Below are 14,595 nucleotides of genomic sequence, written 5' to 3' on the forward strand. Positions count from 1 at the left end.
AAATATCAATTTTGGAGGATGATAACAAAGTAACTACTATAGCTTGTTATTTAAAATATCTCTTCTATAGCTAATAGTGTGTTTTCAGTGCTAAAACATTCGCCTTTTCTTTTTGCTTTTGTTTCGTAGCACTTAATTACAGCCTGATTTAATAGAACGCTCTTTATTCCATTGTAAAGACTGTCCTCATTATTTCCTACCAATATTCCATACTCCCCATAATCCAACAATTCGGTAGGACCAGCACATTTCGTACTAATAATTGGTACACCAATTATCATGGATTCAACAACTACTAAACTAAACCCCTCTGTTCTAGACGAGCAAACAAACAAATCTGCATGCCTAATATATTTGTAGGGGTTAGACTGAAAACCAAGCAATTTAACAGTATCTTCCATTTTATTCTCGCTAATGTATTTCTCTAGCAGATTTCGTTGTTCTCCCTCACCTACGATCCACAAGTTAAAGTTAAAGCCTTCGTCTTTTAAAGTTTTGCACACCTTCAAAAGCCTATCATAGCCTTTTTGATAAACAAGCCTACCCACTGTCACTAATGTTAATGTATCCTGTTCTTTATCAAAACCAATTACTTCATTTGCTTTTGATAATATGTCTAGCTTGTTTACAGGGTTATACTTAACAATTACATTTTGTTTAATTTCATAAAATTCCTTAAAGCTATCTGCTACACTTTCCGAAACACAGACTATAGTATTAAATTTTTTGTAGCACTTTACTTCGTCTTGAAAAGACCTGTAACATTCCTTAGTCCAATGGTTTTGTTTAAGGTCTGCATGCACCCATGTGATTTTTTTTGAATTTTTATTATTTGAACCACTTATTACCTTTGTAGAGTAGCCTTCTAAGAAAGCTATCTCTATATCAAACTTTTGCTTAATGTAAAGACGATATAGTAACTTTGGATAGAATTTAAAGATATGCTCTCTTACATTTGTATATATAATATTGAATAATTTCTTCAACAAATTTTTTCCTGGTTTTACCTTTTTGAAAAGCGGCCTATATTTAACTAGTTGCTTAATGCTATCCACATATGTACCATCATCGTACTTACTCATAACAGTAATATCATAATTTTCTTTATCCAAACTAGCCACGATATCACAAAGGACCTTTTCAGCCCCTCCCCCGCCTAAATTATTAATATAAAAAAGTATTTTTTTCATATTTATACCTCATGCACAACTTGTGATTCATTGCTAAAATTATATATTACCTCACTCAGATATTTACTACTGAGGTTATCCTCTTCAAAGTCCCCACCTTTAACTTCATTTACAAATTTATTTTTTATCGCAACTGCCTTTTCTGCGCCCTTTAAATACCATTCATATTCAACATCGACATGCCCAACATCAATAGCTTGAAACCCCTCTTTATGCAAATCATATGCTAAAACTGAAGCTGTTGGACCAAGCGCTATAAGAATAAGATCTTCCTTATCCAATTTTTTAACAAATGCTAAAATTTCACTATAATTTGAAAACACATCTTTTGCAGGACAAAGGACCCTTCGTATATGGTTTGCATTAGCAAAAAGGTCATTTCCAACACCTAATCGACTATATTCACCTTCTACAATAACAATATTACGCTTATTCCAAATCTTTTTCATATTTTCAAAAAAATATTTACTCTTTTCAGTATCCTGAAAGCATAAATAGCATCTACTTATTAGTGAATTGAAATATACCTTTTTCATATTTAAGTTTTTATACCATTTCAATCTGTACTCGATTAGATGACTCTTCCATGCTTTAGCATTAGACTTAGTATATTGACTATTATCCTCAAAAATATCCGGAATACACACAATATGCCCTTCGTTATCACTAACTAGAACTTCTTTTAATCTTTCTTCCAATAAAGTAGAATGCTTTTGAAACGATATATCTTTCCCGCTAATAAGCTTTAATTCACCATCACCATATCTACTTATAGAACATTTATTACGAATTATTTTGTCTATCGTTTCACTTATCGTTTTGACATGAGGGGGGGGGAGTAACTTAGTTACTACAAAATCTATTGTGTGCCGCCAAATTCTTTTTATCCCAAGTATCAAATCAATTGTTGTGTTCCAAGTTCTCACTAATATTTTCTTACCTCTAAAATCCCTCATTTGAATAACTACCTGCCTTTTCCTTTTTTAGAAAATTGCCATTATTCTACTTTATACATAGTAATAATTATATAAAAAACTTGTTGTGTTTAATAATATTCTCTTATTTCTGCTATTAATCTACTCTCTCTTATATGTTGTAATTATTACAGGATATATTTTAAACTTTAATGCTAAATAATATATATATTCCTTAATATTACTACATCGATAAGCGAATCCAATTTCCCTCAAGCTATCAGAATACATTTCATAATTAACTATTCTACGTAGCGCACTATCAATATTAATCGTTTGACCATTTTTCAAATTATTAATCATTAAATTGTATATATTATTTATATAGTAATTCGCCATATCTTTTCTGTAATGCTTATGTTTCAGTAAACCAAATTTTTCCGAGAGATGTTTCCTGATTTTATATTGTAATATTAAACTACTTTCCAATTTTGGCTTATAGGGTACTCGCATTAAGCTATCCGGGTTATTTACAGTATAAGAATAAAACTGTTCGGAAATTGCATATACTCGTTGTGATTCTAATAAAAATTCTAAATTAAAGATGACATCTTCACCAATAAACACTTGTTCATTAAATCTAATATTTTTTTTCTCTTTAATATTTTTTAAATTATAGATATATCTCCATACAAAGCACAGGTCATTTCCCGAATGGATATTGGGGGAACTTAAAATGAAATCTTTACCATTCATAACCGTATTTAACTTAAATTTAGGCATCATAAAATTATTTGTTGGTACAGTTTTATAGCCACTTATTACAGCATCACAATCATTTTCTTCCGCAATAGTATATAATCTGGTAAAGTAATCCGCATCTATTTGATCATCCGGATCGATAAAAACAATATACTTACCCGTTGCTGCTTCAATCCCCGCATTTCTTGCACTACTCAATCCACCATTTGTTTTATGAATAACTTTAATTCTCTCATCTTGTTTTGAATACTCATCACAAATTGCTCCACAATAATCTGTTGATCCGTCATCTACAAGTATGAGTTCGAAATCAGAAAACGGCTGTTTCAATAATAAATTCAGGCATGTATGTAAATATTTTTCTACATTATAAATGGGAACTACTATTGATATCGCAGGTTTATTGGCCCACATTTTCATCCTCTTTTCTATAAATATTTTATAGGAATAGTATCTGGCATCATCACATATTTTCTTTCTTATTGATATGGTCATTACTATCTTTGGAAGTTTTATCTGAATTTATTATTCTAATACAAAAACCTTGCGTAAATGGTAATATATCAAATAACGTAGAATATACACCTATGTCCTTCGTATCACCTTGGGAAAAGTCGACAGCGCCATTTCTTCTTGTCACTCCCATCAAATAACCGATAGCTTTTTCTGTACTTTCCAAGCATTCTTTTGAAATATCTTCTATCTTTGCTGCATTCAACATAAACCACCCCAGTGTAGCAGTAGCGGAAGAGTCTGCTACACATTCATTCCTGGTTACAGTCCAGTTCCAATTTCCTCGTTGTTGCTGAAAGCTCATCGCAGCCTTTGCGAATTTTTTTACACTTTCTTCTAACACAGGTTTATAACTATTTTTTTGTGGCAATTCATTCCATGCATCTATAAGACCTATAGCAAACCATCCAAGACCTCTGCCCCACCCATACAGCCCTAGGGGAACTTTATCCTCTACTCTATACGCGTGACACGGTATATTACTTAAACTTAACATTCCGTATTTTTCATATTCCTTAATCTGCTTTACAGCCAAACTTATACACTCGCTTTTGTTATACTTAACGCCGTAAGCCACTAAAAATGGACATATGAAACCTATGGTATCTACATAGCGATACCCTTTCATAAACTTCCTATATTCTATCGTACCATCTTCACCTAAATGCTCTTGTATCATTTCCCAAGTAGCATCCAAGGCTTTTTTATATTTATCTATATCCTCAAAATCCAGCTTCATGATCGCATAAGCAAGTATTGCTCCATCTACATACTGAGGTTTGTGCACCCACTGACCATTATGATCAAATTTAGAGTTCAAAAACTTCGTAATTTCATGTTTCACTGCTTTGTCATCGTTATATTTCAGGTATTCAGACAACCCTAATAGTAAAGATGCTTCTTGCCAATGCTGTATAGCACTTTTCGTATAATTTCCTTTCAACATATCAATTGCTATTAATCTTGTGTTATCAGTTACCTTAATCTTTGGTGTTTTATTTAGCCACTTAACACCTATATGAGTGATTGACTGATTCCATAAGCTTTTACCCGTATATCTTCCTATTTTTATTCTTCCCAACCAATTCTTTCCTATAGGAATGAAATCAATCACTACAATAATTGCGATTACAGCAAGTAACACAAAGCACGCTGCCTGTATAACCATATAATTATGTCCTTTCTATACTACTTAAATAATGTATATAATTTTTTTATCTCCGACTCGGTTCCTAGCTCTTCATCTGATAAGTTCTTTATTAACTCATTTCTTAATTCTTCATTATGTATTAATTTCTTAATTCCCTCCGAAAGTGAGTGAGCATCCATGTCTATAATCAGCCCATTTTCTTCATTTTTAATTTGGTCTTTAGCTGTACTGAAATTTGTTACCACTATTGGTTTATGCAGTATTTTTGCCTCATCTATTGCGATAGATTTTCCTTCGAACCTGGATGGTTGTACATATATATCTGCTTCTCTTATATACGGATAGGGATTTTCTTTTAGTCCTAACAGTAAAAAATGATCTTGAAGGTGATTTTCTTCTATCATTTTTTCTAACTTACCTCGCCCTTCCCCTTCTCCAATGATATACCACTTTATTTCATATCCATCTCCAACCAGATTCTTACATGCTTCTATAGCCAAATCAAATCCCTTTTCATGACTTAACCTTCCTACAGAAACAAGCTTTACCCCTTTACGCTCTAGATCTACCTTTTCCTGTGACATTTTATTTATCGTACTTGGAGATACGATGTTATGAATAACACCTATTTTGTCGTTATATATAGAAAATCTTTGTTTTAAAACATTGGCACATTCCTCAGACACCGTCACTATATGATCCAATGAACGAAAATAACCCATATCAATGTTAGGATCCATTCCTAATTTGTCATAATCAGTGTGTATAAAACCAATTTTCTTATTCGCATTTACTTTGTCTATACAAAAGTAAACTGGGTTCTTTTCTAAGTACCCAATCGCTACATCATACTTTTTACTTATATTCTGTAAAGATTTTGATAGATATCGCCATACTCTCTGTTCACAACGAGCCTTGTTTTTTTCACTTTTAAATATGTAACCTGCACAAACCCTTAATAAGGCTATATCTAGTCTTCCTTGTCGCAAGCATTTCACGATAGCTGCTTTTATCGGCATATCAAACAACTGATACTCAGGAGGTTCTTCCAATACATTCACTTGTTTAGGGATTTTATTAAGGAATAAACCTTCATGCTTAAATAAAAATAAATCCACATTATAGCGAGAGTAATCCATCGTATTCAACAGAGAGATTAACGACTTCTCAGCCCCACCGCAGTTCAAATTATTGATAACAAATAATACGTCTTTTTTCATAATAATCACCTTTTAAAGAATTCCGTAGAGCTTATTTATTTCTTTTTCGGTTCCTAACTTTTCTGTAGATAAATTATTTACGATTCTTTCCCTTAATTCTATATCTTTGATAAGCCTTTCAATTTCAGTTGCTATTCCTTCTTCAGACATCTCAGCAATAATTCCGTTTATTCCATGATTCATTTGATCTTTTGCAGTTTCAAAGTTGGTCACCACTATCGGTTTATGCAATATTTTTGCTTCATCAATTGCTATAGACTTACCTTCATACCTAGATGGTTGCACATATATATCTGCTTTTCGTATATAAGGATAGGGATTTTCTCGAACCCCCAAAATTGTAAAATGGTTTGATAGATGATGATCTTCTATTAAACGTTCTAATGCATCTTTTTCATTTCCATCCCCTAATACGTACCACTTTATCTTGTATCCTTTTTCAAGAAGTAACTTGCAAGATTTCACCGCTAAATCTAAACCCTTTTCATGACTTAATCTGGCGACAGTAATAATATTGGTATAATGTCTATCAAACAAACTGTCATCTTCTATATCTTCTTTAGATAAATCGTATATAATGCTAGGAGCTACTATATTATATATAATCGTAACTTTATTTTTTAGTTGTGGAAAATTTTCTTGTAACGATTTTGCACACTCTTCCGAAACCGTTATTAGATTATCTAGTTGTTCAAAATATGGATTATCAAACTGACGATCCATACCTGAATTCGAGTAGTTTGTATGTATCCATCCGGCCTTTTTTTTCGCATTCACTTTATCAACTACAAAATATATTGAAGACTTCTCAAGATAACCAATCGCTACATCGTACTCTTTCCTTAAAACTTCAAATGACTTACTTTGATATTCCCATGTATACTGTTCTGAAATAGCAGCATTCTTTATCAATCTATTCTTAATGGTGAACATCAATCTTGAATATACCAATTTAATTTGCCCATTCTTTAAAAAGCCCATTATTGAATTTTTAAGGCTCGATGCAAATATTTTATAATCACTTGGCAAATCTAATATATCTACCTCTCTTGGTATTGAATTCATGAATGTTCCTGTTTTACTAAACAAAAATAAATCTACATCATATAAACTGTAATCTATTTGTGATAGTAGATTTATCAAGCTTTTCTCTCCACCACCAGTAGATAAACTAGGCATAACAAATAGTAGTTTTTTTTTCATAATATACCCCAAATTAATTAGACAATTCTTTCAAATACTCTACTGCTTTGTAGGACATTTTCTTTACATTAGGTATAGATTGTCGTAGCTTTTGCCTTATCTCCTCTTCCTCCCGTACCATCTCATCAAATCTTGCTTTTAATTTATTACTATCAGATATCTCCTCTATATCTAAAACTAATTTTTCTTCCCCAAATATATCTTTAGATATCCCTTTGGACTTTACACTATATCCCAATACCATAGTCGGAATAAAACTAGAGTAAGCAGCTATAGTTGCATGCGTTCGAGCTCCTATAAAGAAACGCATTCTAGCTATATACCCCTTATACTGTATTGCATTTAAGTTATCTGGTAACAGAATCACTCTGCCTGTGTCCTTAAATTCTTGGTAATATTTGTAGAGAACTTCGTAATCATTGTTCCCATCTTCAATAACGTGAGGTGTAAGAGCAATCGTCATATCTGTAGTATTTAATATGTGATTAATTAACTCTCTTACCGCGACTTGAGAATTCTCATTTCTATTCCATACAAGCGGGCTAAAATTAAGACCCATTGTATTTCCTTCCTGCCATCCATTAGGCAACTCCAATTCTTCTTTTTCCATTGTAAACGCAGCATCAGCACACAATTGAACATTATTTAATCCTTGTTTTTTTAACATATTATAGGTAAGGCTTTCGCGTGCTAATATTAAATCAAAGAGCTTTAGATCTTCCAACTTTCTTTCAGACATATCCTCTTCTCCTATAGAACATCCCCATAGTACTAGCTTTTTCCCCTGCATTTTTACTCTTCTATCAATCTCATACCACCCAGGTTGCTCTCCATAGCAATAATTATCCCCTCCGATAGATAAACATACATCGGAACTTTTTATATGCTTTATTATGTTATGATGAATTTTCCCTAATGCATAAGACTCATCGTTAAAGAGTTTTACTTTAACTGAAGACAATAACCAATCATATGAATATTTTTTCAGACTGCGGCTAGAGCCATCATATATACAATCTAACTTATTGATTACCTTATCTGTTTCAGGTCTATCTGATGCCAAACATACTTTTGCTCCATCTATTTTTTCTTTTATAATATTTGTAGAAGCTCGAACTATCGCTTCGCACCCTCTATTCAAGCTGCCCCCATGGGCAAACATCATAAACTTCACACTAAATTCCTCCAATTTTATTTATTTCTAAGCCTGCTGTAAGAGACTGCAAAGTATAACCCCACAGTAGATTTTCTTTTAATCATATTTATTAAAAACTTCTCATATCTACCAAGCTTGCTATAAGTTACTTCACAATATAGTGGCAATGCCTCTCTAACATATTTATTACATATCATATTTTTTATGTATTCATATCTCTTACTAAACCGTATTTCCTTAGACGGTTCAAAATAAATATATACGTAGGAAATTACACTATTTATAAACTTTTTTGATTTCAATTCACATATCTTTGCCTTATCGACCTTTCCGATGTAAATTTCCGGTAATTCCATATTATATACTTCTACAGCTCGCTTGAAATAATCTTTTTTTGAGATATCCCGAGTTGCGCTACCCGCTACATCCCTATAATAATATCCCGTATAATCTATATATTTCATATTAGTTGCATTACTAAAAAATTGAATATTAAACATTCCATCTTCTCCTAATGCAACCTTCTCTGGAAACCTCACATTATTTTTCGTCATTATGCTATTTTTATAAATTTTGTTTACAGCAGTATTTAAATTATCGCTTTTAAGAAAATAGAGTAATATCTCTTTATTTATATATTCTTTTTTTAGAACAATATTAGTTGGAAATGGATATTCAATTGTTACCTTATGCCCTTCAATCTCACTTCTTAAATTTGATATAATTACATCACAATTGCTTTGTTTTGCTGAATTATACAGAGTTTCATACATATCCGCTTCTACATAATCATCAGCATCAACAAATCCAATATATTCACCATTAGCTATAAGAAGTCCTTGATTCCTTGCAATACTCACACCTTGATTTTTTTGATTTATAAGTATAATCCTGTCATCTAGTGCCCTATACTTTTCAATAATCTCTACGCTATTGTCCGTTGAACCATCATTAATAAAGATAAATTCGCAGTTATGAAGCACCTGATTTAACAGCGATTCTATACACCGAGTAATATATTTACCAGCATTATAAACCGGTATAATTACACTGACATTTCTATTCATGGGCAAATCACCCCTTTGCTTTGAATCCCTTATACTTTCATTTTTAAAAATTTTTGTAGTTGTACCAATACACTTAATAAACTTTTAAGCCTCTATAATTTCATACAACTTATTTAATTCATACTTATTACTATAATCAGTATTACTACAATTGTTAGCTAACTGCTTTCTTACGGTAGCATCCCTATACAATTTTTCTATTCCATCTGCTATTCCTTCAACGGATAATTCCGTAATATATCCGTCAACCCCATTTTTCACTTGACTGTTTGCGGTTGTATAATTTGTAATTAGGACTGGTTTTGCAAGTATCTGAGCCTCTCCTACTGTAACAGCTTTTCCCTCATATCTAGATGGTTGGACATATAAATCAGCTTCTTTTATATATGGATATGGATTAATTTGCTTTCCTAGCAACACAAAGCTATTTTCTAATTTCAAATCCCTTATTAGATTTTTAATCATTGTTTCGTCTCCACCATATCCAACTACATACCAGGCTATATTCTCATAGCCTTTATCTTTCAATATCCTTAAAGCCCTAACAGCATTATCGATTCCTTTTGCATGAGATAGTCTAGCCACAGTTATAACTTTAAAACGGTTATCAAGAAGCATAGGGGTATCTATTTCTTCATTCGCCATGTCTCTAATAAACTGCGGGGAGGTTATATTTTCCATTACTATAACCTTATTTTTTAATGCACTATATTTTTTTAAAAATGAATTTTTGCATGCTTCTGATACAGCTACAATATAATCAAATTTATTCCATACTTTTAAATCCATCTCTATATCTGTCTCAATTGTAGAATAATCTGTATGAATCCATGCTATTTTTTTCTTAGCCTTGACCTTATCTGCTACAAAATAATGCGGCCACAAATAACTAATTGCAACATCATACTCTTTATCTAGTTTAGGTAAAAATGGAATAGCATATTTCCACATTAATTGCATTTGATAATATCCTGTCTCTACTATTCCTTTAGCTTTTCCTGCAAAACGAGTATTTATCTTAGATAAAATTCTAGAAAATCCAATGCCATACTCTTTATCCTTTAAAGTTTCTCCGATTGACTTCCTAAAGGTGGTGTATTGTGGAACTTCTTCTAATAAATTTACCTTGTTACAAACTAATTCCATAAAATCCCCTTGATGTCTATACAGCATTAAATCAACAGCGTATTTTTTGTAATCAAAACCCTCAAGCATACTTATAAGGCTTCTTTCTACTCCTCCAACTTCCATATCAAATGAGGCCACCAGTATATCCTTCATATATGCCTCCTAATTTTTTGTAACAAATTTTCTTATCCGCGCTATATTTTCTCCACCTATAACCTTAGATGCTAACAGTTTTAAACCACTCTTCAATCTTGCTTTAGGTGGTAACCAACTTTTATAAAAATGATGCATTGCATATGTATTTGGAGTAATAAATTTTCTACAGTTAATATAATCATATGGGGAAAAATATGTTTGAGGATAGAAGGCTCCTATCCCACTTATTTCTTGATATTTTCCATTCAACTGTAATCCTTTATTTTTTAGTATCTCGCTTATAATGGCCACATTGGTTAAACTGTCATACTTTCCATCCTCTTTAATAAAACTTTTTTCTTCGTATGAATCTAGAAACATTCTTATTAACACATTTCCTTTAGTGGCTCCTATTGTACTTGTAGCTATATAATTCTCTTGTTCAAATCCCCAAAATGAATCATGATGTAGCATATCATCAAAAGATTTGAATACCTCCACATCCGTATCTAAGTAAATTCCTCCAAATTTATAAAGAGCGTATACTCTTACATAATCACTTACAAATGCAAATTTTTTGTATTCATAGGCTTCCTTGACATATAAATTACAATTTATATCAAAATTATCTTCATTCCACTCAATTATTTCATAACCAGCTAAATTCTCTTTCCAGCTATCTATACATTTTTTTACTATTATAGGTTTTTCCCCCTTACCAAACCAACAATAGTGAATGATGCGTGGAATCTTTTCTGTAAATGCCAACTCAGTATCCCCTTTCTAAACTATATAGAATAATATACCTATACACCTAAATTTCCATATTTCATTGATCAACTAGTCATTAACATATTTCACCTTAAAAAACTTAGAAATTTAAAAAATTACTTTTATAAACAATGTTTAATGTTATTACATTCTCGTATGCATAGAAAATAAAATAAAATACTAATATTGCATAATAAACTAGTTTTTGGTCTTTATCAGTAAATAATTTTATAATCCATGAAATTAAAATTAATTGGTATAATCCAAAATATATAGAAAATCTTGCAAAAATCCAATTTTGTGTTGAAATTATCATGAATACAAGTCCTAATATAGACATATTTACTACATAGTCACTTTTAGGAAATATTTCCCTAAGTTTCTCTCTTCCAATGTAAGCAATAATAATTGGAGGAATATTAACTCCAACTCTAAGTATATTTGCTCCGCCCTCAGAAAAGTTCTTGTAATCTCCATACTGACTATCTCCTATGACTGAGAATAACGTATCTAAAAATTGATTAAACCCTATAACTATGAGTACAGAGCAAAAAAGGGTTACATACGTTTCCCATGACCATGCTTTTCTCCTAATCATAAAATATATTGGAATAAGGATAAGTGCAGTTTGATGTATTGTTGATGCAAATAGAATAATTAGAATATACTTTTTCCAGTTACCTTCAAATATATATTTTGTTGCAGCAAAAATAATTGCTGCTGCAAGAAATTGCCTTATCCCATTCATTGATATTAAATACATTCCACCTGTTATATATACATATAAACTTAATTCGAACATTCTTGTATATTTATATAAAACCAATACAATAAGTACATTTGTTATTAGTGCCGTTACAAAAATCAATATTTGAGGGTCATTAGAGAACTGTTTTAAAATCATCTGAAGCACATTAAAACCCATATCTTTTCCTTCTTTTATATGCTCCCAATCAAATGTATCTTTTTTATAAGAATACATATAAAAAAAAGTATCCCCGATATTATTACGGAGACCAGACACCATTACAAGAATAACTATTGTTAAAAATACTAAAAGCTTATTTGGCTTTGATTGAACAATGTGTGGTCCCATTATTACAGGAGTAGAAAAATATCTTGCTAAAAAAGAAAGAATATAAACTAAGGCCAGCGTAACCCAAAATATAAACATTTTTAAATTCCTTTCATATTATAGATTGTAAATATAAAACTCTTTGCTATTCTTTAACCAAATAATTCAATAATATAACCTATCGGTCCTATATTTTTCTTACAATCTAAATACATATAACAATAAAATACACAGTTAATTAAAGACCTACTATTTATTTTTCAAAACAGTAGCTTTACTTGTCTTTTGAATATAAAAATGAAGCATAATCCCAAAAGGTGTAGCCACCAAAGTAATAAATTTACATGGGGACTCAATGAGAAATTTATAGTTTTTGATCATCAAGTTACTAGATACATAATGTATAGATTCTCGAAATTTTTCTTTTAATGTAGGAGCATATTTCATAGCAACTTTTCTAAAGAATGAGAACCCTTGGGGATTTTTTCTATATTGCTTAATAATGTTCATGCTAGATCCATCTGCTAAATACTCAACATGACAAAGAACTTTATTCATGATGAGTAACGGATGCTCTTGATCAATAAGGATATATTTATAACTTAAAGGACAGTACTTTTCGCCCGGAAATATTGGATATGGTGGGGTTTTTCGTGTTAACTCTGATCGATAAACTAACTTTTTATCACCTGTGACTTTATATTTCGCATGCAAATCTGTCAGTTTAGATTCCTTCACATGTTCCGGCATCATCGTTCCAATAACTTTTCCATTTGGATTAGCGTCTAATCCTATTATGCCAGCGTAATCATTACTTCCATACTTCTTCCAAAAACGAGTGATATTTCCAACGGCATCATCCGCCATATAATCATCAGAATCAATACAAACATTAAGTTCCGTATCAATTAATTCGTAAGCAGTATTATGTGCCCCGTGCATTCCCTGATTCTCTTGATAATGATACTGAATTGAGATACTGCCTTGGGAAATCCAATTTTCTATTAACTCTCTTGTTTCATCTGTAGATCCATCATCAATAATTAACCAAACAAAATCCTTACTTGTCTGTCGCTTTAAACTTTCATAACATAAATGCAGCGTGTAAGCACGGTTAAATGTAGGTGTAAAAATTGTAAGAGTAGGTTTCAATTTACATCTCTCCATCAATCATCTAATCTATTAAAATTCATCCCCTAATATTGTTAATATACTATTTAATACTAATCTATCAGGTCTTACATATTCATGGTAATATCTATAATTGTTAATCATCATTTGATATCTATAATTTTCATCATTTGATAAAGTATATATTTGATTTATACATTCTTCTGGTGTTTTAAAAACAAGATAATTTTGACCATCACGAAAATCACCTGGGACTTCATAATGTAATTCTTCTGTTACTATAGCCTTACTTGCTGCAACATACTCTGCAAATTTCCAACCAATAGATTGATGTAATCCCATAGTTGCAATACAAATTGCTGATTCTTTTACCTTTCTTAGGTAATTATTCCGTTCAGTAGCTTTTCCGTCTTCTATAACAATATCTGCATAATTTTTATATGCAAATTCTGATGGTGCTACTCCTCCATAAAATTTATCTCCAAACTCTTTTCGACAAAGTCTAATGCATGTTGCTCGAAAATCATTAATATATGCACGTTCTTCCTTTTTATTCGAAGAAATTTGCCCTTCATAATCTCCATTTACATCCCATAGCCTAGCCATAAAAAGAATTTTTGAATCTATTTCTTTATGAGGTATATCTTCAAAAGAATTAATACGATATAAACCATTGTAATATTGAGACAACGGAACCTTCCGTATTATTTTCTTAATTTTCTCCCTAAGTGGATCTTGAGGCATCGGTGAATGCGCAATATTTCCAGGTATTGTAACCATATAATTTAATCCAAGAGGATAAATTTTTTCCTTATGCCTTAACTTTGAATTATAAAAACTATTAAAACTTCGCTTAAAGTAAAAGTCGTATTTTTCTAACAACACATTCATAAACTCAACATAATCCTGATTTTTCTTAAGCAAATTATCATAACCATCATTAACATCATATAACACTCGAGTTTTCCCGTTGATTATAACTTCCATCATATTATAAGGTAATTGATCTTGATGATTCTTACTAAGTTTCTCTATCCTCAAGTCTATTACTCCTTGTTGAGCAAGTAGAACAAAACCTGCAGTTATATTATAGAGATGCAGCGGAACTTCTCCTAGCCTAAGACAACATGAAACTCTTGACATCATTGTGCTCCTTTTTAATCCTTTAGACATTATTTAA

13 protein-coding genes are annotated in these 14,595 nt (G+C 31.3%); all 13 read right to left on the reverse strand.

Annotated elements, in window-relative coordinates; translation table 11 throughout:
- Window positions 1-50 precede the first annotated feature (50 nt).
- The 13 genes from MR109_RS06795 to MR109_RS06855 all read right to left on the reverse strand — a co-directional run bounded on the left by MR109_RS06795 (window position 51) and on the right by MR109_RS06855 (window position 14,558).
- Window positions 51-1,190, reverse strand: coding sequence for a glycosyltransferase (locus MR109_RS06795; protein ID WP_242271452.1), 1,140 nt, complete (start codon window positions 1,188-1,190; stop codon window positions 51-53).
- A gap of 2 nt (window positions 1,191-1,192) precedes the next feature.
- Window positions 1,193-2,146 (reverse strand): SP_1767 family glycosyltransferase, encoded by a 954-nt coding sequence (locus MR109_RS06800; RefSeq protein WP_242271456.1) that lies wholly within the window; start codon window positions 2,144-2,146, stop codon window positions 1,193-1,195.
- A 120-nt stretch (window positions 2,147-2,266) separates the two neighbouring features.
- The gene (locus MR109_RS06805) at window positions 2,267-3,280 is read right to left on the reverse strand and encodes a glycosyltransferase (protein WP_242271457.1); all 1,014 of its coding nucleotides are present in this window, start codon (window positions 3,278-3,280) and stop codon (window positions 2,267-2,269) included.
- Window positions 3,281-3,329: 49 nt separating this feature from the next.
- Window positions 3,330-4,547, reverse strand: a complete 1,218-nt coding sequence (locus MR109_RS06810) for a glycoside hydrolase family 88 protein (protein WP_242271458.1) — start codon at window positions 4,545-4,547, stop codon at window positions 3,330-3,332.
- Between the two features lie 20 nt (window positions 4,548-4,567).
- Window positions 4,568-5,749 (reverse strand): glycosyltransferase, encoded by a 1,182-nt coding sequence (locus MR109_RS06815; RefSeq protein ID WP_242271460.1) that lies wholly within the window; start codon window positions 5,747-5,749, stop codon window positions 4,568-4,570.
- Between the two features lie 12 nt (window positions 5,750-5,761).
- Window positions 5,762-6,952, reverse strand: coding sequence for a glycosyltransferase (locus MR109_RS06820; protein WP_242271463.1), 1,191 nt, complete (start codon window positions 6,950-6,952; stop codon window positions 5,762-5,764).
- 13 nt (window positions 6,953-6,965) lie between these two features.
- Complete coding sequence (locus MR109_RS06825; RefSeq protein WP_002191264.1) at window positions 6,966-8,126, reverse strand: polysaccharide pyruvyl transferase family protein; 1,161 nt, start codon at window positions 8,124-8,126, stop codon at window positions 6,966-6,968.
- Between the two features lie 17 nt (window positions 8,127-8,143).
- Window positions 8,144-9,175: a glycosyltransferase gene (locus MR109_RS06830; RefSeq protein ID WP_242271465.1), complete on the reverse strand. Its 1,032-nt coding sequence runs from the start codon at window positions 9,173-9,175 to the stop codon at window positions 8,144-8,146.
- 84 nt (window positions 9,176-9,259) lie between these two features.
- Complete coding sequence (locus MR109_RS06835; RefSeq protein ID WP_002191266.1) at window positions 9,260-10,456, reverse strand: glycosyltransferase; 1,197 nt, start codon at window positions 10,454-10,456, stop codon at window positions 9,260-9,262.
- A gap of 9 nt (window positions 10,457-10,465) precedes the next feature.
- Entirely contained in the window at window positions 10,466-11,206 is a 741-nt protein-coding gene (locus MR109_RS06840; protein WP_090813747.1) for a glycosyltransferase family 32 protein, read from the reverse strand.
- Between the two features lie 103 nt (window positions 11,207-11,309).
- Complete coding sequence (locus MR109_RS06845; RefSeq protein ID WP_242271468.1) at window positions 11,310-12,383, reverse strand: EpsG family protein; 1,074 nt, start codon at window positions 12,381-12,383, stop codon at window positions 11,310-11,312.
- Between the two features lie 150 nt (window positions 12,384-12,533).
- Window positions 12,534-13,436 carry a glycosyltransferase family A protein gene (locus MR109_RS06850; RefSeq protein ID WP_242271469.1) on the reverse strand — a complete coding sequence of 301 codons (903 nt, stop codon included), beginning with the start codon at window positions 13,434-13,436 and terminating at the stop codon, window positions 12,534-12,536.
- 30 nt (window positions 13,437-13,466) lie between these two features.
- Window positions 13,467-14,558, reverse strand: coding sequence for a glycosyltransferase family 1 protein (locus tag MR109_RS06855; protein WP_212088619.1), 1,092 nt, complete (start codon window positions 14,556-14,558; stop codon window positions 13,467-13,469).
- Window positions 14,559-14,595 lie beyond the last annotated feature (37 nt).

The sequence above is a fragment of the Bacillus cereus group sp. BfR-BA-01310 genome (assembly GCF_022664325.1).
Taxonomy (GTDB): domain Bacteria; phylum Bacillota; class Bacilli; order Bacillales; family Bacillaceae_G; genus Bacillus_A; species Bacillus_A paramycoides.

What these genes read in the sequence shown, in the direction of transcription:
- MR109_RS06795 (WP_242271452.1), bottom strand. Translation starts at nt 1,190, where the DNA reads ATGAAAAAAATACTTTTTTATATTAATAATTTAGGCGGGGGAGGGGCT.
- MR109_RS06800 (WP_242271456.1), bottom strand. Translation starts at nt 2,146, where the DNA reads ATGAGGGATTTTAGAGGTAAGAAAATATTAGTGAGAACTTGGAACACA.
- MR109_RS06805 (WP_242271457.1), bottom strand. Translation starts at nt 3,280, where the DNA reads ATGTGGGCCAATAAACCTGCGATATCAATAGTAGTTCCCATTTATAAT.
- MR109_RS06810 (WP_242271458.1), bottom strand. Translation starts at nt 4,547, where the DNA reads ATGGTTATACAGGCAGCGTGCTTTGTGTTACTTGCTGTAATCGCAATT.
- MR109_RS06815 (WP_242271460.1), bottom strand. Translation starts at nt 5,749, where the DNA reads ATGAAAAAAGACGTATTATTTGTTATCAATAATTTGAACTGCGGTGGG.
- MR109_RS06820 (WP_242271463.1), bottom strand. Translation starts at nt 6,952, where the DNA reads ATGAAAAAAAAACTACTATTTGTTATGCCTAGTTTATCTACTGGTGGT.
- MR109_RS06830 (WP_242271465.1), bottom strand. Translation starts at nt 9,175, where the DNA reads ATGAATAGAAATGTCAGTGTAATTATACCGGTTTATAATGCTGGTAAA.
- MR109_RS06835 (WP_002191266.1), bottom strand. Translation starts at nt 10,456, where the DNA reads ATGAAGGATATACTGGTGGCCTCATTTGATATGGAAGTTGGAGGAGTA.
- MR109_RS06845 (WP_242271468.1), bottom strand. Translation starts at nt 12,383, where the DNA reads ATGTTTATATTTTGGGTTACGCTGGCCTTAGTTTATATTCTTTCTTTT.
- MR109_RS06855 (WP_212088619.1), bottom strand. Translation starts at nt 14,558, where the DNA reads ATGTCAAGAGTTTCATGTTGTCTTAGGCTAGGAGAAGTTCCGCTGCAT.